16 protein-coding genes are annotated in these 20,500 nt (G+C 69.9%); 6 read left to right on the top strand and 10 right to left on the bottom strand.

Features of this window, described 5'->3' with window-relative positions; translation table 11 throughout:
* Nucleotides 1-4 precede the first annotated feature (4 nt).
* Together ACFVHK_RS03530 and ACFVHK_RS03525 are read right to left on the bottom strand one after the other, a co-directional pair.
* Nucleotides 5-346, bottom strand: a complete 342-nt coding sequence (locus ACFVHK_RS03530; RefSeq protein WP_376927607.1) for a DUF7882 family protein — start codon at nucleotides 344-346, stop codon at nucleotides 5-7.
* A gap of 54 nt (nucleotides 347-400) precedes the next feature.
* Entirely contained in the window at nucleotides 401-2,872 is a 2,472-nt protein-coding gene (locus tag ACFVHK_RS03525; protein ID WP_376927606.1) for an ATP-dependent DNA ligase, read from the bottom strand.
* A 68-nt stretch (nucleotides 2,873-2,940) separates the two neighbouring features.
* Between ACFVHK_RS03525 and ku the strand changes: the two genes are divergently transcribed.
* Nucleotides 2,941-3,876, top strand: a complete 936-nt coding sequence (ku, locus tag ACFVHK_RS03520; RefSeq protein WP_376927605.1) for a non-homologous end joining protein Ku — start codon at nucleotides 2,941-2,943, stop codon at nucleotides 3,874-3,876.
* Nucleotides 3,877-3,925: 49 nt separating this feature from the next.
* On the opposite strand, the gene ACFVHK_RS03515 is transcribed toward ku, so the two are convergent.
* The gene (locus ACFVHK_RS03515; RefSeq protein WP_376927604.1) at nucleotides 3,926-4,570 is read right to left on the bottom strand and encodes a TetR/AcrR family transcriptional regulator C-terminal domain-containing protein; all 645 of its coding nucleotides are present in this window, start codon (nucleotides 4,568-4,570) and stop codon (nucleotides 3,926-3,928) included.
* Nucleotides 4,571-4,661: 91 nt separating this feature from the next.
* On the opposite strand from ACFVHK_RS03515, the gene ACFVHK_RS03510 reads away from it, so the two are divergent.
* Nucleotides 4,662-5,402 (top strand): DUF4386 domain-containing protein, encoded by a 741-nt coding sequence (locus ACFVHK_RS03510; RefSeq protein WP_376927603.1) that lies wholly within the window; start codon nucleotides 4,662-4,664, stop codon nucleotides 5,400-5,402.
* Between the two features lie 26 nt (nucleotides 5,403-5,428).
* On the opposite strand, the gene ACFVHK_RS03505 is transcribed toward ACFVHK_RS03510, so the two are convergent.
* From ACFVHK_RS03505 to acs, 6 genes are all read right to left on the bottom strand, one after another.
* Complete coding sequence (locus ACFVHK_RS03505; RefSeq protein ID WP_376927602.1) at nucleotides 5,429-5,959, bottom strand: ClbS/DfsB family four-helix bundle protein; 531 nt, start codon at nucleotides 5,957-5,959, stop codon at nucleotides 5,429-5,431.
* A gap of 9 nt (nucleotides 5,960-5,968) precedes the next feature.
* Nucleotides 5,969-7,735 carry a malto-oligosyltrehalose trehalohydrolase gene (treZ, locus tag ACFVHK_RS03500; protein WP_376927601.1) on the bottom strand — a complete coding sequence of 589 codons (1,767 nt, stop codon included), beginning with the start codon at nucleotides 7,733-7,735 and terminating at the stop codon, nucleotides 5,969-5,971.
* Nucleotides 7,732-10,242, bottom strand: a complete 2,511-nt coding sequence (gene treY, locus ACFVHK_RS03495) for a malto-oligosyltrehalose synthase (RefSeq protein WP_376927600.1) — start codon at nucleotides 10,240-10,242, stop codon at nucleotides 7,732-7,734. The genes treZ and treY overlap by 4 nt, the downstream gene beginning before the upstream one ends.
* Nucleotides 10,239-12,446, bottom strand: coding sequence for a glycogen debranching protein GlgX (gene glgX / locus ACFVHK_RS03490; protein ID WP_129232908.1), 2,208 nt, complete (start codon nucleotides 12,444-12,446; stop codon nucleotides 10,239-10,241). The genes treY and glgX overlap by 4 nt, the downstream gene beginning before the upstream one ends.
* Nucleotides 12,447-12,636: 190 nt before the next feature.
* Complete coding sequence (locus ACFVHK_RS03485) at nucleotides 12,637-13,092, bottom strand: hypothetical protein (protein WP_376927599.1); 456 nt, start codon at nucleotides 13,090-13,092, stop codon at nucleotides 12,637-12,639.
* A 107-nt stretch (nucleotides 13,093-13,199) separates the two neighbouring features.
* Complete coding sequence (acs, locus tag ACFVHK_RS03480) at nucleotides 13,200-15,251, bottom strand: acetate--CoA ligase (RefSeq protein ID WP_376927598.1); 2,052 nt, start codon at nucleotides 15,249-15,251, stop codon at nucleotides 13,200-13,202.
* Nucleotides 15,252-15,756: 505 nt separating this feature from the next.
* On the opposite strand from acs, the gene ACFVHK_RS03475 reads away from it, so the two are divergent.
* On the top strand, nucleotides 15,757-15,948 hold the full coding sequence (locus tag ACFVHK_RS03475) for a hypothetical protein (RefSeq protein WP_376927597.1): 192 nt from the start codon (nucleotides 15,757-15,759) through the stop codon (nucleotides 15,946-15,948).
* A gap of 430 nt (nucleotides 15,949-16,378) precedes the next feature.
* On the opposite strand, the gene ACFVHK_RS03470 is transcribed toward ACFVHK_RS03475, so the two are convergent.
* Nucleotides 16,379-17,113 carry a GntR family transcriptional regulator gene (locus ACFVHK_RS03470; protein ID WP_376927596.1) on the bottom strand — a complete coding sequence of 245 codons (735 nt, stop codon included), beginning with the start codon at nucleotides 17,111-17,113 and terminating at the stop codon, nucleotides 16,379-16,381.
* A gap of 344 nt (nucleotides 17,114-17,457) precedes the next feature.
* Here ACFVHK_RS03470 and ACFVHK_RS03465 point away from each other — a divergent pair, with 344 nt between their 5' ends.
* Genes ACFVHK_RS03465 through ACFVHK_RS03455 form a run of 3 tightly spaced genes read left to right on the top strand, consistent with a single transcriptional unit; the run spans nucleotide 17,458 to nucleotide 20,470 of the window.
* Nucleotides 17,458-18,681, top strand: coding sequence for an extracellular solute-binding protein (locus ACFVHK_RS03465; protein WP_376927661.1), 1,224 nt, complete (start codon nucleotides 17,458-17,460; stop codon nucleotides 18,679-18,681).
* On the top strand, nucleotides 18,678-19,622 hold the full coding sequence (locus tag ACFVHK_RS03460) for a carbohydrate ABC transporter permease (RefSeq protein WP_376927595.1): 945 nt from the start codon (nucleotides 18,678-18,680) through the stop codon (nucleotides 19,620-19,622). Before ACFVHK_RS03465 ends, ACFVHK_RS03460 begins: the two co-directional genes overlap by 4 nt.
* Before the next feature lie 47 nt (nucleotides 19,623-19,669).
* Nucleotides 19,670-20,470 (top strand): carbohydrate ABC transporter permease, encoded by an 801-nt coding sequence (locus tag ACFVHK_RS03455; RefSeq protein WP_376927594.1) that lies wholly within the window; start codon nucleotides 19,670-19,672, stop codon nucleotides 20,468-20,470.
* Nucleotides 20,471-20,500 lie beyond the last annotated feature (30 nt).

Here is a 20,500-nt window from a genome sequence, read left to right as displayed (position 1 = left end):
ACCGCTAGGCGGCCTCGACGGGCTTCGGTCCCGGGCGCTGCCCGGCGTCGGTGCGCTCGAGGTCGAGCACGATGCCGCCGCCCGAGTTCGCACCGCGCATGAGGTCCTCGATCCACTCCCGGTCGAGCTCGCCCGCCTCAGGCGTCTCGAACACGAACCGGAGCGGGATCGCGGGGTGCAGCCACAGCGAACTGCGGCCGCGCGTCGAACCGTCGACGTGACGCCATGACAGGGTGAAGCTCTCGTTGCGACGGAGCTTCGTCGTGATGGCGATCTTCAGGTGGGCGAGTGCGCGGTCGTCGATCTCGATCGGCGTTCCGGCGTCGCCGTAATACAGGGTTCCCACGGCAGAACACTAACCCCCACGCGGGTACCGGCGAAATCCCCCGTGACCGCGACCTCACGGGCCACTCCCAGCCAGGTCTCCCGCACCCGTTCCGGCCTCGAACCGCACGTCCTCGGGTGACTTGTCCGGCCTGAGCCCTCGCCACCGCGGATGCCGCGCCACCCCCGTGCGCGTCCATTCCCCGAATCCGATCTCGCCGACGATCTCGGGCCGGACCCAGACGGCGTCCGCGGCATCGGCCGCCGGGACCTCGATGAACGGCGACGCGTCCACCGCGAGTCCGTCGAGCACTCCCTGCAACCTCTCGGTCTCGCGCTCGCGGAGGCCCGATCCGACCCGGCCCGCGTATCGCAGCCCGTCGGGGGTCGATACGCCGACGAGCAGCGAGCGGATGCGGCCGACCCGTGTCCCCTCCCCCATCCGGTACCCGCCGATGACGACCTCCTGCGTCTGCGAGAGCTTGACCTTGACCCAGTCGTCGCTTCGGACGCCGGGCGAATAGCGCGAGGTGCGCCGCTTGGCGACGATGCCCTCGAGTCCGAGCCGTTCCGCCTCCTCGAGCGCCGCCACCGCGTCGAGTCCGACGACGGGCGGGACGTCGACGGGCGCCTCGGCGTTCGGTCGCACGAGGCGCTCGAGCCGTTCGCGCCGGCGGATGTACGGCTCGTCGACCGTCGGGGTCCCCGCGACCTCGAGCACGTCGAACAGGTGCAGTCGAACCGGCACGGATGCCGCGGCCGTGGCGATCTCGCGCGGCCTGCCGAGGTTCATCCGCCGCTGCAGCAGGCCGAAGTCGGGGCGTCCCTCCTCATCGAGCGCGACGATCTCGCCGTCGACGACGGCGTCAGCACGGAGTGCGGACGCGAGGCCCGCGAGCTCGGGATAGGTCGCGGTCCGGTCGATGGAGTTGCGGCTCACGAGCCGGACGACGCCGTCGTCGACGCGCGCGATCACGCGGATCCCATCCCACTTCCACTCGATCGCCCAGTCGTCGCCCGCGACGAGGCCTGCCGTGCCGGGGACCGCGAGCATCGGCTTCGGCACGGGGTCGCGCAGCACCGCTCCGGCGTCGCGCCGCCCCGCGGACCGTGCCTCCGTCGTGGCAGGCGCGGCCGCGGCATCCGCCCCGCGCGGTTCGACGGGCCCGGCGCGCTGCTCCTTCATGCGGTGCAGCAGCCACTGGCTCTTCTCGCCGTCTCCCCCGGTGCGGATGAGCGCGAGCCGCACGCGCCCGAGGGGCCCGCCGACCCTGCCGTGCAGCGTGAGGATCACCTCGTCGTCGCGCCACTTCTCGGTCTCGTAGGTGCCGGTGTCCCACACGGTCATCGATCCGGCGCCGTACTGTCCCTCCGGGATGGTGCCCTCGAAGACCAGGTACTCCATCGGATGGTCCTCGGTCTGCACGGCGAGGTGGTTCGTGCCGGTGTCCTCCGGCACGCCCTTCGGCACCGCCCAGCTCCTCAGCACGCCATCGCGCTCGAGTCGCAGGTCGAAGTGCCGGCGCCGCGCGTGGTGCTCCTGGATCACGAAGCGCGGGTCGCCGTCGTTCGCGACGCCCCACGCCGACTCGGGCATCGGCTCGGGCGTCGACCCGGCGGTGCGCATCGAGAGGTAGGTGCTGAGCGGCCCGTCGGCGGATGCCTCGGCGACCGGGAGCATCGGATCGCCGCGTTCCGCGACGATCGCGATCACGTCGTCGGCTTCGAGCTGACGGAGTCCGGGGTCGTCGAGCTCGGCCCACGTGCGGGGCGCGGCCACGGTCGGGCGGAAGCGCCCGCGGAGCGAGTACGGCGCGATCGTGGTCTTCTTGGCGTTGTTCTGGCTCCAGTCGATGAGCACCTTGCCGCCTCGGAGGACCTTCTTCATGCTCGAGACGACGAGGTCGGGGTGATCGGCTTCGAGCGCCCGCGCGAGCTCGTGGGCGACGGCCGAGACCTGCTCGGAGGTCTGCCCGCCGTCGAGCGGGGCGTAGAGGTGGATCCCCTTGCTGCCGCTCGTGACGGGCACCGGGTCGAGTCCGATCGGGTGCAGGATGTCGCGGACCATCCGCGCGACCTCGGCGCACTCGACGAGGCCGACGCCGTCGCCCGGGTCGAGGTCGAACACCATGCGGTCGGGGTTCGCGGGCGCGCCGGCGGAGTCGAAGCGCCACTGCGGCACGTGCAGCTCGATCGCGCCCATCTGGGCGAGCCACACGAGCGTCGCCCGGCTGTCGGCGATCGGGTACGCCTTGTCGCCGTCGGAGTGGTGCTGCACCGCGCGGCGGATCCACTCGGGCGCGTGCTCGAGGTTCTTCTCGAAGAAGGCCTGCTCCGGATGCGTCGGGGTGCCGACGCCGTTCACCCAGCGCTTGCGCGTGATCGGCCGGCCCGCCACGTGCGGCAGCATCACGGACGCGATCTCGGCGTAGTAGGCGATCATCTCGCCCTTGGTCATGCCGGTCTCCGGGTACAGGACCTTGTCGAGGCTCGTCAGTCGGAGCCGACGTCCGTCGACGTCGACCAGCTGCGCGGGACCCTGCGCCATGTGCCCATCCTGCCCGTCGCGACGGGCGAGGGGTATCGCTCGGGCCGGGCGGGGTGTGTACTGGGGGCATGCGAGCCGTGTGGAAGGGGGCGGTCACGTTCGGCCTCGTCAACGTGCCCGTCAAGCTGTACAGCGCCACCGAGGACCACGACGTGTCCCTGCACCAGGTGCACGACGCCGACGGCGGACGCATCCGCTACCAGCGCGTGTGCGAGATCGACGGCGAGATCGTGCCGTACCAGCACATCGACAAGGCGTATGACGACGGGGAGCGGACGGTCATCATCACCGACGAGGACCTCAAGTCGCTGCCGGCCGAGCGCAGCCGCGAGATCGAGGTCGTCGAGTTCGTGCCGACCGACCAGATCGACCCGATCATGTTCGATCGGAGCTACTACCTCGAGCCCGACTCGGCGTCGAACAAGGCCTACGTGCTCCTCCGGGAGGCGCTGGAGTCGACGGATCGGACTGCGGTCGTGCGGATGGCGCTGCGGCAGAAGACGCGGCTCGCGGCACTCCGCGTGTTCGGCGACGTCCTCATGGTGCAGACGCTCCTGTGGAGCGACGAGGTGCGCCAGGCGAACTTCCCCGCCCTCGACGAGCCGGCGAAGATCACCTCGAAGGAGCTCGACCTGTCGAAGCAGCTCATCGAGAGCCTCTCGAACGACTTCGAACCCGAGCAGTTCGTCGACGAGTACCAGCAGGAGCTCCGGACGCTGATCCAGGCCAAGCTCGAGCAGGGCGACGCCCTCGACACGGCAGCGACGTTCGGCGAGCAGCCCGAGGAGGAGGGCGGCGAGGTCATCGACCTGATGGAGGCGCTCCGGCAGTCGATCGCCGCGAAGCGCGGCGGGGCGGATGCCGGGAAGGCGTCGTCATCGAAGACCGCGTCGTCGAAGAAGGCGGCCGCGACGGCATCGAGCTCGACCTCGTCGAAGTCCGACGAGTCCGACTCGTCCGACAGGAAGCCCGCGGCGAAGCGTCGCTCCACGAAGGCCGGGTGATCCGCGCCGACGAGCGGCGTCGACCGGCCGGTCGAGGCCCGTCCGCGGGTCAGCGCGGCCGGACGCAGGGCAGCCCGTCGAGGATCACGCGGAGCCCGTGCGCGAACGCCTCGTCCTGGCTCGGGGCGGATCCCGCGAGCACGGCGGCGGCGACGCGACGCAGGTTGGGGACATCATCCGCGGTCTCGTCGAGGAGCAGGCGGGCCGCCTGCTCGACGTCTGCAGGCTCGGCGAGTGCCTGCTGCTTCTCCTGCAGGACGAATCCGTACACGTAGCTGTCGAGCGCCGAGACCGCGAGGACGGACTCGATCGGAGCGCACCCCGCATCGAGGAGGATTCCGAGCACGGCATCGTGTCGGCGCAGCCGATGGGGGCCGACGTGGTCTCGTGACTCGATGAGCCCGAGGACCCAGCTGTGCCGTGCGACGGCGGCGCGCGTCGACCAGCCGGCCCGCTCGAGGTCGGTCCGCCAGTCCGAATCGGACCGCGCGACCTCGATCTCGGCGAACACCGAATCGACGATCGCGTCCACGATCGCGTCCTTGTTGGGCACGTGGTGGTAGAGCGCCATCGCCTCGACGCCGAGCGAGTCCGCGACCTTGCGCATGCTCACGCCGGAGACACCACCCTGGTCCGCCAATGAGACGGCGGCCGCGATGATGCGCTCCGGGGTGAGCGGTCGTCGTTCCGGCACGGCACCTCCCCACCTGACCCTGGACTCACGACCTTACACGTGTATAGTGGCGGCTGTCACGCCAGCCTTACACCTGTATAGGAGAATGAAGATGGACCGAGAGCACGCCGCATCGCCAGGCGGTGCGACCGAAGCGGTCGGGCGCACGCGCACGACGCCCGACCGCCGCGCGGCGACGACAGCAGGCGCCCTGGTTCTGGTGGCCTTCCTCGCCGGAATCCTCAGCGTGGTCCCCGTGCTGGAGGAGCCGGACTACCTCGGATCGGTGACCGAGCGCCGGGGGGAGCTCATCGCGGGCGCGCTCTTCCAGGTCGTCATGGTCGCCGCGTACGCCGGGTTCGCGCTCGTCCTCCATCCGATCCTGAGGCGCGCGAGTCCGGCGCTCAGCGTCGGCTTCGTCGGATTCCGACTGGTCATGTGCGGATTCCACCTCCTCGCGGTCGTCATGCTGTCGCTCCTCCTGGACCTCGCCCAGGGGTACGACGCCGCGATCGGCACGCCGGCGGCCGAGACCTACGCCATCCTCGCCGAGACCATGCGCAACGGGCGCGACCTCGTCAACCACGTCGTGGTCATCACGACGATGGGACTCGGCGACCTGCTCCTCCTCGTGCTCCTCCTCCGGTGGCGGATGGTCCCCGCATGGCTGTCCGTCTGGGGCCTGGCGGGCGTCGCGTCGGCGATCGCCGCGAGCATCCTGCTGCTGGCGGGCGTCGTCGACGTGGTCAGCGCGCCCTACCTGGCGCTCACCGCACCACTCGCGGTGCAGGGACTGGTCCTCGCCGGTTGGCTGATCGTACGCGGGCTCGACACCGCACGGCTCCCGAAGTGACTGCTCCCGACCCGCTGCGCCTCGCGTCAGGCGGGCGTCGGAGCGGCCGGACCCGCGATGGCGCCGAGCGCCCACGCGTAGTGCCCGCCGAGGCACTCGTGGGCGGGCTCGGCCAGGCTCGCGCCCCGGAGCCACTCGCGGCCGTCGGTGAAGATCTCGGCGTCGGTCATCGCGTCGAGGCGGGCGAGCGCGGAGAGGTGGCTCGCGCGCAGCCGCTCGCGGGCGGCGGTGGGGTCCGCGTCGCCGCGATAGCGGTCGCGCAGGTCGCGGTTCAGCCGGTCGAGGTCGCGCCACGTGTAGCCGTCGGCCGGATACGAAGGCGCCTCGCCGACGGCGTCGGCGGCGAGCCAGCCGAGCAGCAGGACGTGCCAGGCGTGCAGGTGGTTGACCACGTCGACCGCATCACGGTCGCGCGGCTCGGGCGCAGCGGCATCCGTCATCGGCTCATCGCGACCGGGGAGCGCGACGCCGTCGAGGCCGTCGAGCGCGCGCTCGAGCTCGGCGAAGCGCTCGACCGCCTGGCGGACCAGGTCGGCACGGTGCTGCGGGATGCTCACGCGCCCAGCCTACGATCCGTGCGCGACGGCGAGGATCACGGCCGTCTCGGGCGGGAGCTCGAGCATGCGGTCGGGGGCGCCGCCGGCGACGAGCGCCGGGTCGGTCGCCAGCAGCAGCTCGACGGGCCCCTCGAGCTCGAGCGCCCACGCCGTGGCACCGAGGTTCGCGAGCACGACGACCCGCTCCGGCGCGTCGGGGGCGCCGCGGTCCATCCGGAACCGCCCGAGCGCGTCATCCGCCCACGCCGTCGTGTGCTCGAACGCCGGATCGGTGAGCTCCGGCCGCGCGCGCCGGAGTGCGAGGAGGCGGCGATGCAGGTCCAGCAGGCGCCCGTGCGCTCCGCCCTCGTCCGAGGGTTCCGACCAGTCGAGCTTCGAGCGCCGGAACGTCTCGGGGTCCTGCGGGTCCGGCACGAGCGACTCGTCCCATCCCATCCGCGCGAACTCGGCGATCCGACCCTCCGCGGTCGCGCGCCCGAGCTCGGGCTCGGGATGCGACGTGAAGAACTGCCACGGCGTCGACGCGCCCCACTCCTCGCCCATGAACAGCATCGGGGTGAACGGCGTCGTGAGGTTGAGGACCGCGGCGACGGCGAGACGCGCCTCGCCGAGCTCGGGCGAGAGGCGATCGCCCGCGGCGCGGTTGCCGACCTGGTCGTGGTCCTGGGTGAACGTCACGAGCCGCCACGTCGGCACGGCCGCATCGATCGGACGGCCGTGGTCGCGCCCCCGGAACGACGAGTACGTCCCGTCGTGGAAGAACCCGCGCGTGCTCGTCTTCACGAGCGCGTCGAGCGGCGCGAAGTCGGCGTAGTAGCCCGCGGTCTCGCCCGTGAGCGCGACGTGCATCGCGTGGTGGTGGTCGTCGCTCCACTGCGCGGTCAGGCCGTAGCCGCCGGACTCGCGCGGCATGATGAGCGTCGGGTCGTTGAGGTCGGATTCGGCGATGAGCGTGAGCGGCCGCCCGAGGTGCGCCGACAGCGCATCGGCGTGCTCGGAGAGCTCGCGCAGGATGTGCCGCTCCGATCGATCGCGGAGCGCGTGGACGGCGTCCAGCCGGAGACCGTCGACGTGGAAGTCGCGCAGCCACATCATCGCGTTGTCGAGGATGTACCGGCGCACCTCGGGCTCGTCGAGGTTCACCGAGTCGCCCCACGTGTTGCGCTCGGTCGTGCGCAGGTACGGGCCGAACCTCGGCAGGTAGTTCCCGCTCGGCCCGAGGTGGTTGTAGACGACGTCCTGGATGACCGCGAGCCCGCGCGCATGGCATGCGTCGACGAACCGCTGGTAGGCGGCGGGCCCCCCGTAGCCCTCGTGCACGGCGTACCAGAGCACGCCGTCGTACCCCCAGTTGTGCGTCCCGTTGAACGCGTTGACGGGCAGCAGCTCGACGAAGTCGATGCCGAGGTCGACGAGGTGGTCGAGGCGCTCGATCGCCGAGTCGAGGGTGCCGGCCCGGGTGTAGGTCCCGACGTGCAGCTCGTACACGATGCCGCCCGCGAGCTGCCGCCCGGTCCAGTCGGCGTCCGCCCAGTGGTGCGCGCCGAGGTCGAACGCCGCACTCGGCTCGTGGACGCCGAGCGGCTGCCGCAGCGAGCGCGGGTCGGGCAGCGCCCGGTGGTCGTCGTCGACCACGAAGCCGTACTCGTCGCCGGGCGCCAGCTCGACGTCGGCGTGCCATCGGTCCCGCTCGTCGCGCCGCATCGGCAGGTCCGGGCGACCGGGTCGCCGGAGCGCGACACGGGTCGGGTTCGGAGCCCAGAGCTCGAGCGTCATCGTGCGACCTCCTCGCCTCGGCCCGCTGAGTCATCCGATCCCGGGCCGCCGGGGGCGGATGCCGCGGGCGCGAGCAGCGCGACCGGATACGTCGCGAGCACCTCGGCGAGCGCGAGCTCGCCGCCCCTCTCCTCGCCGTCGGCGTCGCCCCCGAATCGCCGCCCGGTGAGCAGGTCGACCACCGCCCCGCCCGAGACGAGCACCGCCGTGTCGCCCCACGCCCCCGCCGGGGCGGACGACCCGGGGACGGCACCGACCCGCGCGGCGAGCCCCACGGGCAGCCGCGTCGCCACGGCGACGACCCCGCCCCGGTCGAACGCGACCGCGTGCCGCGCCGCTTCACCGGCGATGTCGAGGGGTCGGTACCGCGTGAACCACTCGGGATGCTCCCGACGGGTGCGGAGCGCCCGCGAGGTCACGAGGAGCTTCGCGGCGCCCGTGGCATCCGTCGCCGGGAACTCGCCGCGCAGCACGGCGTCGTCGAGGTCGGCGAGCATCCGCCGTCGCAGTGCCAGGTCGACGGGCCGCCGGTTGTCGGGGTCGACGAGGCTCGTCTCCCAGAGCTCGCTGCCTTGGTACACGTCGGGGACGCCGGGCATCGTGAGCTGCAGGAGCTTCGCCGAGAGCGAGTTCGACCAGCCGGCGGGTGCGAGCCACTCGACGAAGGCGTCGAGCCGTCCGCGCACGGCGGGGTCGTCGTAGGCCCGATCGATCACCGCGTGCATGCGCGCCTCGAACGCGGCGTCGGGCGCCGTCCAGGTCGTCGAGACGGATGCCTCGCGCGCCGCCTTGTCGGCGTAGGCGTGCACCCGTTCGCGCTCGAGCGGCCAGGCCCCGACGACCGCCTGCCAGAGGAGCGCGTCGAACGGGCCGTCACCGGTCGACCCGGCGGTCGCCCGGAGCCCGTCGAGCTCGATCGACCACCGCTCCGGGATCTCGGCGAGCGCATCGATGCGCGCCCGGACGTCCTCCCCGCGCTTGGTGTCGTGGGTCGAGAGGGTGGTCATCGAGTGCGGCCAGGCGGCGTGCCGGCGCACCTGCCGGTCGTGGAACCGGTCGACGGAGATCGCGAACTCCGACGGGTCGCCGCCGACCTCGGTGAGCGAGCCGAGACGGGTGTACCGGTAGAACGCCGTGTCCTCGACGCCCTTCGCCATGACCATGCCGCTCGTCTGCTGGAAGCGCACCGCGACCGGGTCGCCGGCGTCGCCGAGCACCGGCAGCAGGGCGTCGATCGTCGCCGCCAGGTCGGGCCGATGCCCGCGCGCGAGGCGAGCGGCCGCCTCGAGGTGATCGGCGCCGGCCGGCAGGTACGACCGGTACACGGGGAAGCAGGCGAGCAGTTCGGCGAGCGCGTCGGCCGCGCCCGCGGGACGTGGTTCGCGGAGAATCCGCTCGAGCCGGAGCACCTCGCTGCGCAGGATCCCGTCGGCGATGCCGCGCTTCGTGCCGTGGATGAGTTCGGGCCAGTCCGTCGGGCCGGGGATGCCGGTCTCGGCCCGCAGCCGGGCGTCGAGCGCGTCGAGCGGGGCCTCCCCGGCGGGATCGACGAGGACGCGGTCGACGTCGGCGAGCGCGTCGTACCCCGTCGTGCCGTCCGTGCGCCAGTGCGGCGGCAGCGGCTCATCGCCCTCGAGGATCTTCTCCACGACGACGTAGGCGCCGCCCGTGGCGCCCGCGAGTCGCCGAAGGTAGGCGCCGGGCTGCGCGAGGCCGTCGGGGTGGTCGACGCGGAGCCCGTCGACGAGGCCCTCGCGGATCCAGCCGACGATGGCCTCGTGCGTCGCGTCGAAGACACCGGGCAGCTCGACGCGGACGCCGGCGAGCTCGTTGACCGCGAAGAATCGGCGGTAGTTCAACTCGGCGTCGGCGCGCTGCCAGTGCACGAGCTCGTAGTGCTGTCGCTCGTGCACCGCGAGCACGTCGTGCGCGTCCGATTCGGTGCCGTCGTCGTCGCCGGCCGAACCGGGCGCGAGCGGGAACCGGTGCTCGAAGTACCGCAGCTCGCCGTGCTCGACGCGCAGGTCGCCGGCGGCCGCCGCCTCCTCGAGCGGGCCGCCGAGGACCGGCAGGCGCACCTTGCCGCCGGTGACCTCCCAGTCGACGTCGAACGCGTCGGCGTGCGGGGAGTCGGGGCCGAGCTGCAGCAGGCTCCACCACCAGGCGTTCTGCGCGGCGTCCGCCACGCCCACGTGGTTGGGCACGATGTCGACCAGGACGCCGAGGCCGGCGCCGTGCGCGGCATCCGCCACCGCCGCGAGGCCCGCCTCGCCGCCGCGCGCCGGGTCGACCCGATCGTGCGCGACGACGTCGTAGCCGTGGTCGGAGCCGCCGCGCGACGGCAGGATCGGCGAGAGGTACAGCCAGTCGACGCCGAGCGCGTCGAGGTAGTCGACGGCGGATGCGGCGTCGTGCAGGTCGAACGACGGGCGGATCTGGAGCCGGTACGTCGACCGCGGTGCCCGAGCCTCCGGCCCGCGCTCCGTCCGCCACGCGGCATCCGTCACTTCCCCGCCTCCGCCTTCGGTGCGGACACCCCGTCCCTCGAGGCCCCGACCATCGCCGAGAGCGACGCGGCGACGGAGTGGTCGACCTCGTCCGGCGACGGGTCGTGCTGGCGGAGGACCACGAGCGAGCGCTGCTCGAGCGGGATCGTCTCACCCGGCTGGATCGGCGCGCTGTCGGCCCGGCTGCCGGCGGTGTCGATGAGCACCTCCCACTCCGGCGAGAACTCGTGCTTGGGGATCGTGAACTCGACCGTGTCGTCATGCGCGTTGAACAGGATGGTGAAGTGCCGGTCGACGATCCGCTCGCCGCGCCGGTCGCGCTCGCGGATGCCCTCGCCGTTCAGGAACACCCCGATCGCCTTGCCGAAGCCGGCATCCCAGTCCTCCGGTGCCATCACGGTGCCGTCCGGCCGGAGCCAGACGATGTCGGGCACCGGGCCGCCCTCCGGCTGCCGCACCGGCCGCCCGTCGAAGAACCGGCTGCGCCGGAACGTCGGGTGCTCCGCGCGGAGCTTGGCGACCGCGGCGGTGAACTCGACGAGCGGCTGGTCGGCGTGCTCCCAGTCGATCCAGCTGAGCTCACTGTCCTGCGCGTACACGTTGTTGTTGCCCTGCTGGGTCCGCCCGAGCTCGTCGCCGTGCGACAGCATCGGCACGCCCTGCGAGAGCAGCAGCGTCGCGATGAAGTTGCGCTGCTGGCGGGCCCGGAGGGTGAGGATCTCGGGATCGTCGGTCGGACCCTCGACGCCGAGGTTGGACGAGCGATTGTGGGATTCGCCGTCGCGGTTGTCCTCGCCGTTCGCCTCGTTGTGCTTCTCGTCGTACGACACGAGGTCGCGCAGCGTGAAGCCGTCGTGTGCGGTCACGAAGTTGATGGATGCCACCGGCCGGCGCCCCGAGTGCTCGTACAGGTCGGCCGAGCCCGTGAACCGCGACGCGAACTCGCCGAGCGTCGCCGGCTCGCCGCGCCAGAAGTCGCGGACGGTGTCACGGTACTGGCCGTTCCACTCGGTCCACTGCGGCGGGAAGTTGCCGACCTGGTAGCCGCCGGGGCCGACGTCCCAGGGCTCGGCGATGAGCTTGACCTGGGAGACGACCGGGTCCTGTTGCACGAGCTCGAAGAAGGTCGACAGCTTGTCGACCTCGTAGAACTCGCGAGCGAGCGTCGAGGCGAGGTCGAACCGGAATCCGTCGACGTGCATCTCGAGCACCCAGTAGCGGAGCGAGTCCATGATCAACTGCAGCGAGTGCGGGTGGCCGACGTTGAGCGAGTTGCCCGTGCCCGTGTAGTCCATGTAGTACTGCGGGTCGTCGTCGACGAGGCGGTAGTAGGCGGCGTTGTCGATGCCCCGCATCGAGAGCGTCGGCCCCATGTGGTTGCCCTCGGCCGTGTGGTTGTAGACCACGTCGAGGATCACCTCGATGCCCGCGGTGTGGAGGGCCTTCACCATGGCCTTGAACTCCTGCACCTGCTCGCCGCGCTGGCCCGTCGAGGCGTAGGCGTTGTGCGGGGCGAAGAACGCGATGGTGTTGTAGCCCCAGTAGTTCGACAGGCCCTTCTCCTGCAGGGTCCCGTCGTTGACGAACTGGTGCACCGGCATGAGCTCGATCGCAGTCACGCCGAGCTTCACCAGGTGGTCGATGACCGCCGGATGGCCGATTCCCGCGTAGGTGCCGCGAATCTCATCGGGCACGCCGGGCAGGGTCTGCGTGAGTCCCTTCACGTGCGCCTCGTAGATGAAGGTCGAGGCGTACGGAGTGCGCGGGTGCCGGTCGCCCGTCCAGTCGAAGAACGGGTTCGTGACCACGCCGAGCATCATGCTCTTCGCGGAGTCGGCGTCGTTGCGCTTCTCCGGCTTGCCGAACTCGTACCCGAAGAGCGACTGGTTCCACTTCAGCTCGCCGTCGACCGCCTTCGCGTACGGGTCGAGCAGCAGCTTCTTCGGGTTGCAGCGCTGGCCTCGCTTCGGGTCGTTCGGCCCGTGGACCCGGTAGCCGTAGCGCTGCCCGGGTTGCACCTGCGGCAGGTAGGCGTGCCAGATGTACGCATCGACGTCGATGAGCTCGACGCGCTTCTCGCGCCGCCGGTTGTCGAACAGGCAGAGCTCGACCTTCTCGGCGACCTCGCTGAACAGCGCGAAGTTCGTGCCGTTCCCGTCGAACGTCGCGCCGAGCGGGTACGTGGAGCCGGGCCAACTGTGCATGCATCCCCCAACGGTGAGCCTCCGGCCATCGTAGGGGGCCGGATGTTCCGCGCCCGCATCCGATGACGCCGCCGCCACCCTCCCGGACGTCACGCTCGCCGCTCGTACGACGTCGCTCGACGGGACGCGGACGGCCGGGGCGCGACCTCGTCGCGCCCCGGCCATCCGGCGGCCCCGCCCCGGCGGATCCCTACTCGGACTCGGTCTCGGAGCCGGTGTCGCAGGACGCGGACACCGCGCCCGACGCCTCCTGCACCGCGGCCTGCTGCGAGGCGAGCTCGTCGGGGTCCTGCTCGATCGTCATCGCCGACGGGTCCTCCTCGGAGGGCACCTCGGCGAGGCCGTCGGCGTAGGTCGACACCTCGTTGAGCGCGGTCTGGAACCCGCCGAGCGAGTCGATCAGCTCGTCGCTGTCACCGGCCTCCTCGATGAGCGCGTCGGTCCGCTCGGAGGCCTCGCCCAGGTACTCCTGGAGACCCTCGACCGAGGCCGGCGCGGCGAGGTTGTTCTGGACGCCGTTCGAGATGTCGCGCACCTGCGCGGCGATCGACGAACAGCTCTCCTCCCCGGTCGCGGCACTGTCGCCGCCGCCGGACGCGCAACCCGTCAGCGCGAGCGCACCGGCGAAGACCAGTGCTGCGGGCATCGTGAAACGTCGCATTCTGCAACTCCCCCTGTTTCGTGTGGAACAGGGGGAGCATAGTCCCCCGCGGCGACATCCCTCCACCTGCCGGGGCGCGCGCCCGTTGCTGCTCAGTACCCGATCAGCTCGCCGATCCGTGCCGGCACGGTGGCGTCCTGCAGGGAGGTCGTGTCCCCCAGCCGACGCCCCTCGGCGAGGTCGACGAGCAGGCGCCGCATGATCTTCCCCGACCGGGTCTTCGGCAGGTCGGGGACGAAGTGGATGTCGCGGGGCTTCGCGATCGGCCCGATCGCCGCCGCGACGTGCGCCCGGAGTGCGGACGCGCGCGCCGCGGCATCCGCACTGCCGTCGCTTCGCCCGACCACGCCGTCGCTGACGACGAACGCGGCGACCGCCTCGCCGGTGCGGTCGTCGCTCACCCCCACGACGCCGGCCTCGGTGACGTCGGGGTGCCCGACGAGCGCCGACTCGATCTCGATCGTCGAGAGGCGGTGCCCGGAGACGTTGATCACGTCGTCGACCCTCCCGAGCAGCCAGATGTCGCCGTCGGCGTCGACGCGAGCGCCGTCGCCCGAGAAGAAGTACCCGCGGTCCGCGAAGCGCGCCCAGTACGAGTCGCGGTAGCGCTCGGGGTCGCCCCAGACCGTGCGCGCCATGCCCGGCCATGTTCCGTCGATCACGAGGTAGCCGCCCTCGCCGCGAGCGACGTCGTCGCCGCGCTCGTCGACGACGCGCGCGGTGAGCCCCGGCAGGGCGCGCAGCGCCGAGCCGGGCTTGAGGTGCGAGACCCCCGGCAGGGGCGCCATGACCGCCCCGCCCGTCTCGGACTGCCACCACGTGTCGACGATCGGGGCCGTGCCGCCGCCGACCTCGCGGCGGAACCACTCCCAGGCGGCCGGGTTGATCGCCTCGCCGACCGACCCGAGCAACCGGATGCTGGACCGGTCGTGGTCCCCCGGCACGCCGCCCGGGAACCAGCCCATGAACGACCGGATCAACGTGGGCGCCGTGTAGTACGTGGTGACTCCGTAGCGCTCGATGATCTCGAAGTGCCGGCCGGGGTGCGGCGTGTTCGGCGTGCCCTCGAAGATCACGCTCGTCACGCCGTTCGCGAGCGGGCCGTAGAGCACGTAGCTGTGCGCCGTGACCCACGCCAGGTCGGCCGTGCACCAGTACACGTCGTCGGGCTTCGCGTCGAACACCGAGCGGAACGTGCTCGCGACGTGCGTGAGGTAGCCCCCCGTCGTGTGGACGAGGCCCTTCGGGCGGCCCGTCGTGCCCGAGGTGTAGATGATGAAGAGCGGCGTCTCGGCGTCGAACGCCTCCGCCTCGTGTTGGGCGGATGCCGCGTCGACCGCATCGTGCCACCAGACGTCGCGCCCCGCGGTCCACGGGATCCCGGGGGTCTCGTCGCCCGTCCGCCGCACGACGAGCACGTGCTCGACGTGCGCGAGGCCGTCGACGGCCTCGTCGACCGCGGCCTTGACGGCGACCGCCTCGCCGCGCCGGAACTGCCCGTCGCTCGTGACGACGACCTTCGCCCCGGTGTCCGCGACGCGGAACCGCAGCGCCTCGGCCGAGAACCCGCCGAACACGAGGGAGTGGACGGCACCGAGCCGCGCCACCGCGAGCGTCGCGACGACCGTCTCGACGAGCACCGGGAGGTAGAGCACCACGCGGTCGCCCTTCCCCACGCCGAGCGCCGCCAGCGCGTTCGCCGCCCGCGCGACCTCGCGCTCGAGCTCGCCGTACGTCACCGCGCGCCGATCGCCGCGCTCGCCCTCGAAGTGGAACGCGACCTTCCCTCCGTGGCCTGCCGCGACGTGGCGATCGACGCAGTTCACCGCGGCGTTGAGCCGGCCGCCCGCGAACCAGGTCGCCTCGGGGATCACCTGCCCCGCGGCATCCGTCGGCCGCCACTCGTGCGTCGTGTGCCACGGCGTCGCCCAGTCGAGGCGCTCGGCCTCGCGCGCCCAGAAGGCGATCGGGTCGCGACGGGCCGCCTCGACGAATGCGTCGTCGACGTTGGCCTGCGCCGCGAACGCGGGATTCGGCGGGACGGCGGTGGCCTCCGCCGCGAGCGACGTGATCGCAGGCGTGCGGCGATCGACCGCGACGGCGGCGGTCTCGTCAGTCGCGGTCGAAGGTGCGGGATGCGTCATGCGGGCGGCTCCACGGATCGGTGCACGGACCCGTTCGACGCTATCCGGCGCGGCGCGTGCCGCCCGGCGGCCGCGTCCCACGGCGTAACAGCCGCGGCGTTCCGGGCGATCCGACCGCAGCGCGCCTCGGCACCGTGAGCAGGCCCTGCGCGCCGTCGCCGGCCTTCCAGCTCGGCGCGCCACGCGACCGGCTGTCGGCGAGGTCGCCTCTTCGTAGTCGTCGGGATGTGCGGGTGCGAAGCCCTGTGCACTCGCCGAAACCGACGACGACCCTCGAGAGTCGTGCACCCGAAGTGGGCCACGCGGAATATCGCCTGATCAGGCATTCATGGAGCGGAGACGGCGGGATTTGAACCCGGTGGTGACGCGCCTTCCTACGTCGCGATCAGACAAGTTCCCCGAGATTCCCGTCATCTCGCAGGGTCCCCGATCACTATCCGGCACCGCGTCGCGAACATGGTTGTGTCCAAATGGTGTCCGGGCCGCCGCAGATGCGACGCCCATCATGCTCGCGCAGCAACAGTTCGATCAGGTCCAGACGTCGCGAGGCACGCCTGAGAAGCCAGAACTCGACATCCGGCCCGTTCACCTTCCCGACAACGCTGCAAAGATCTCGGTCACCGACGCACGCATCCCGCGTGCCAACGAAACACGCGCGCTCGAACACGACAGCTTTCTGACCGCCAACCAGCCTTGAGAAAGCCGAGGAACTCGAGCTCCCCCTCAGCGCGACGACCTGAGATCGACGCGTGATCCTCCGAGCGCCGACTCCGCGACCGGGCCAGGCGGCTGGACCTGACGTCTCACTTCCGCTCGTAGCGCGAGCATCGAGTTCATGAAGTTCACCGCTGCCGTGAAGGCAGTCGTCGGGTGGGGAGGGAGCCCGCCTGCCCGGGGCGGCGTTGGGTGGGCAGGCGGGCAGCACTTCTCGTCCGCTGCGCACAACGTCGAGTCAGCTGTTGCGAGCCATCAGCCGACGTGGGTGAATCACGCAGCAGATGAATCATGATCAGGCGAACGCGGTAGGGGCGAAGCCGTCGTCGGCGTCCGCCTCGTCATCGTGAATCAAACGCGGCCGGCAGATTCCTGCTCACACGGTGGCGCCGCGTCAGTGCCGTGTGCGCCCGTCACGGTGCCCCACTATTGGCTCGGAGTTTCGACTGCCCAATGAGGTCAACTTCGAATCGGTACCGGTCGCCGCGGTAGACCGAGTGAACTGCTTCGACGCGCGTCTCGTCCGCGGTCCAAGTCACGCGCTCCACGGCGAGCGCCGGGCTGAGTTGCGGTACGCCCAGGAGACGTGATTCGTCCGCGTCGGTCACAGTGGCTTCGATAGTCTGCCGACCGCTCGCGATGACGATGCCGTAGTCGGTCGCCAGTGTCTCGTAGAGGGACCGATCCGAGAGATCATCCACGTGCAGGTCCGGCACGAGTGCGGCAGGTACATGGAGGGTCTCGAGCGCCATCGGCTCGCCGTCCGCGAGACGAAGTCTGCGAATGGCAAGAGTCTTGTCACCCGGTGAGATCTGCAGAAGGTTCCCGATGCGAGCGCCTGCCAGCACGACGCGGCCCGACACAACGCGGGAGGAGCTTGTCATGCCGCGTGCTCGCATGTCCTCCGTGAACGACTGGACTCGAAACTGCTGCGTGATCTTGGGCCGGGTGACGAATGTGCCCACTCCGTGACGTCGTGTCAACCTTCCTTCGACAACCAGCTCGTCGATTGCCCGGCGAAGCGTTTCTCGCGCGACGCCGAAGTCGTCGATGAGGTTCCGCTCGGGCGGGAGTCGGTCGCCTGGCGAGGCCGCATCGACCAGATCGCGCAAGCTTCGGCGCAGCGCGTCTCCCTTGACTCCGGCCATGTGCGGTTCCCTCCTCCACCTTGTGCAGTACGGCCACGGTAGCAGCAGGGCGCGCAGTGGTCTATACCTAAGAGCCAGTATCGGACAGGAATGCCTATTGACGCTGCCGTCTCGGCGTCCTAGTCTGGCCCCGACAGGCACAGAGGTATAGACCACTTCGGCCACGGTCGGTGTCATATCTCGCCTGCTTCCCCTCCCCCAATGTCAGACACCAGGAGAGAGCAATGAAGCCCAACAGAACTCGAACTCTCACCGCGGTAGCGGCTGGCGCCGCTGCGTCAGCGCTCATGCTCAGCGGTTGCACTGTCCCAGCAGATGATGGTGGCGGAACGACCACCGTGAAGATGGTGCTCTGGCCCGGGCCTGAGGGCGATGCCATGCAGGAGGTCGTCGACGATTACAACTCCGGGCAGGGCGTGGACGACGGTATCGCAGTGGAGATGGTTCTCCTGAGCCGCGACGACACGTTCGCGCGTGAGACGACAGAGATCGGCTCCCAGTCTTCGGCGATGGATATCTACTTCGTCGCCACCTACAACGTCGGCTTCTTCGAACCGGGCCTGGAGCCGCTGACGAATGTCACGGTTGATGAGGCGGACTACTTCGACGCAGCGATCTCAGGTCTGACGATCGACGACCAGTTGTACGCGCTGCCGCTGGACATCAGCAACCACTTCCTCTACTACCGGACCGATCTGATTGACCAGCTTCTCAGTGATCCCGGCTGGCAGCAGTCATACCGTGACGTTGCTGAGCAGGTCGTCGGTACGGCGCTCGATCCGAAGGTCCCGGAGGAGTGGGATATCGACGACTACCACGCGGCAGCTGCGTTCTTCTCGACTGCGGCGAACTCGGAGTCGCCTACCGAGTACGGCACGGCGCTGCAGCTCAAGACCTCGCCATTCAACACGACGTTCTTCAACGACCTGCTCTGGGGTCTCGGAGGCGAGTGGACCGATGGTGACACTGCGGTGCTCGACTCGCCGGAAGCCGGCGTGGTGAACGAGGTCTATGCCGACATCTACTCGAAGGGTTACACCTCGCCGGACGCAGCGCAGGCTGAATTCGCCGAGACGAACGCGGCACTGCAGAGCGGAAGCACCGCATTCGCGGTTCAGTGGTCCGCTGCGTACGCGGAGCTGACCGACCCTGAGCGTTCGCCCGAGATCGCCGACAAGATCGGGGTCGCACCAATCCCCGGAGACCCGCACCGCACCCACGCGCACTCGCTCGCCGTCGCCTTGAACAAGTACTCGGAGAACAAGGAAGCAGCCGAGACGTGGCTCAGCTACCTCGCCACTCCGGAGGCGATGACCAAGTACGCGGAGGCCGGTGGCATCCCCTCGATGCCCGAGGTTCTCGCGGCAAACGTCGACAAGAACGCATCTTTCGCCCTGATCGCCGATCAGGTTGCCGAGTACGGGTATGCCCCGCCGATCTTCCCCGGCACGTTCCAGGCAATGACGAGCATTGCCGAGGCGCTCAATCCCGCCTGGGTCGGCATCGAGTCCTCCGATGATGCCCTTGCCAAGGCGAACTCTTCGCTCCAGGAGCTGCTCGATCAATGACGCTCTCACCAGCTGCAGTAATTCGGCAGCGTCGCGACGCGGGTGCCGGCCGACCGGCCGGCACCCGCGCCCGCGGCGTGCCATACGGCATTACGCGGTGGGTTCTGAGCGCGCCGCTTCTCGCATTCCTGCTCGCTTTCGTCGCTGTTCCTTCGGTCTACGGGCTCTGGATCAGCCTCACGGATCGCTCGATCATGAACCCGAACGGTGAGTTCGTGGGGCTCGAGAACTTTGCCACCGTGCTCCGCGACGCGGCGTTCTGGAACTCGTTGCTGTTCACGGTAGGTTTCACGGTCTCGACCACAGCGCTCATCCTGGTTACGGGTCTCGCGCTCGCTGTCGCGATGAACCGCCGGTTCCCGGGCAAGAAGGCTCTCTTCACCGTCTTGCTGCTCCCGATCATGGTCGCGCCGGCGCTCATGGGTCTGATGTTCCGGCTGACGCTGAATGGCGACATCGGTTTGACCGCGAACCTGCTCGCCGGAATCGGGCTCGATCTGAACCTGTTCGCCCCGTCGAGCGTGATCCCGCTGCTCATCGTTCTCGAAGTTGCGCAGTGGACGCCGTTCGTCTTCTTGATCTGCTATGCGGGCCTCCAATCGCTCCCCGAGGAACTGTATGAGGCTGCCGCGCTTGACGGCGCTGGTCGCTGGAAGGCATTCACACAGATCACGTTGCCGTTGATGGTGCCTGTCCTCGTGACCGCCGCATTCCTGCGAGGAGTCGATGCACTCCGAACCTTCGACGTCATCTACGTACTTACCGGCGGCGGTCCAGGAACCACGACCACCACGATGACGATCTACATCTACAAGGAAGCCATTGTGAACGGCAGCTTCGGCGTGGGAACGGCGGCATCTGTCGTGGTCCTACTCGTGACGCTTCCCCTCGTTCCGCTCGTCATCAAGCGGATTGTCACCCAACCCGGAGATGTTCGATGATCTCGACCACAATCACTCCTCGGCGTACGACCTCTCGCGCAGGGCTCGTGACCCTCGGGATCGCCGCCATTGCCCTTCTCGTCAACCTCCCATTCCTGACCGCGCTGCTCGCCAGCTTCAAGACCACCGCTGCGATCAACCGCGACCCGCTCGGTCTGCCCCTAGGTCTTGACCTGACGTTCGACCACTATGCGAACGCGCTCTTCGCCGCCGGCTACGATTTCCCGAAGTTCTTCACGAACAGCACGATCATCGCGACGGTCACTGTCGTGGTCGTCCTCGCGATCTCGGTTCCCGCGGCGTACGCCATGGTTCGGCTAAATCTCGGCGGTCGCCGCCTCCTGTATGCCATCGCTGGATTGAGACTCCTTCCACCGATCTTCTTCGTGCTGCCGCTGTTCGCGATGTTCAGCGCATGGCGGCTTATCGACACTCTCTGGGCCATGATCATTGTGTCGATCTTCCTGAACGTACCGATCGCGGTGGTCCTGCTTACCCGTGCCATCGCCGAGCTCCCGATCGAGCTCGAGGAAGCTGCACAGATCGATGGCGCATCGACGCCACATCTCCTTCGCGTGGTGGTGCTCCCACTCCTCGCACCATCGATGGTCGCGGCAGGGATCGTGACGTTCCTCTTCACCTGGAACGACTACCTATTTGCGGTGGTGATGACCACAACAAATGCACGGACGGTCACCGTGGGGGCTACGAACTTCATCACCAGCGCAGGCGTCCTCTGGGGCGACATCTCTGCGATCGCAGTGATGTCCGTCGCCATCCCCATGCTGATCGCCGTATTCGCCCAGCGATACCTGGTGAGCGGACTCGCAGCCGGCGCACTCAAGTAGCGATCAAGGACGACAAATTGTACGACTATG

The sequence above is a fragment of the Agromyces binzhouensis genome (assembly GCF_042672355.1).
GTDB classification, from domain to species: domain Bacteria; phylum Actinomycetota; class Actinomycetes; order Actinomycetales; family Microbacteriaceae; genus Agromyces; species Agromyces binzhouensis.
This window is presented reverse-complemented; position numbering and strand designations above follow the sequence as displayed.

Excerpts from the sequence above, each read along its gene's own strand:
- ACFVHK_RS03525 (WP_376927606.1), bottom strand. The coding sequence starts at position 2,872 with ATGGCGCAGGGTCCCGCGCAGCTGGTCGACGTCGACGGACGTCGGCTC.
- ku (WP_376927605.1), top strand. The coding sequence starts at position 2,941 with ATGCGAGCCGTGTGGAAGGGGGCGGTCACGTTCGGCCTCGTCAACGTG.
- ACFVHK_RS03510 (WP_376927603.1), top strand. The coding sequence starts at position 4,662 with ATGGACCGAGAGCACGCCGCATCGCCAGGCGGTGCGACCGAAGCGGTC.
- treZ (WP_376927601.1), bottom strand. The coding sequence starts at position 7,735 with ATGACGCTCGAGCTCTGGGCTCCGAACCCGACCCGTGTCGCGCTCCGG.
- glgX (WP_129232908.1), bottom strand. The coding sequence starts at position 12,446 with ATGCACAGTTGGCCCGGCTCCACGTACCCGCTCGGCGCGACGTTCGAC.
- ACFVHK_RS03485 (WP_376927599.1), bottom strand. The coding sequence starts at position 13,092 with ATGCCCGCAGCACTGGTCTTCGCCGGTGCGCTCGCGCTGACGGGTTGC.
- acs (WP_376927598.1), bottom strand. The coding sequence starts at position 15,251 with ATGACGCATCCCGCACCTTCGACCGCGACTGACGAGACCGCCGCCGTC.
- ACFVHK_RS03475 (WP_376927597.1), top strand. The coding sequence starts at position 15,757 with ATGCTCGCGCAGCAACAGTTCGATCAGGTCCAGACGTCGCGAGGCACG.
- ACFVHK_RS03470 (WP_376927596.1), bottom strand. The coding sequence starts at position 17,113 with ATGGCCGGAGTCAAGGGAGACGCGCTGCGCCGAAGCTTGCGCGATCTG.
- ACFVHK_RS03465 (WP_376927661.1), top strand. The coding sequence starts at position 17,458 with ATGGTGCTCTGGCCCGGGCCTGAGGGCGATGCCATGCAGGAGGTCGTC.
- ACFVHK_RS03460 (WP_376927595.1), top strand. The coding sequence starts at position 18,678 with ATGACGCTCTCACCAGCTGCAGTAATTCGGCAGCGTCGCGACGCGGGT.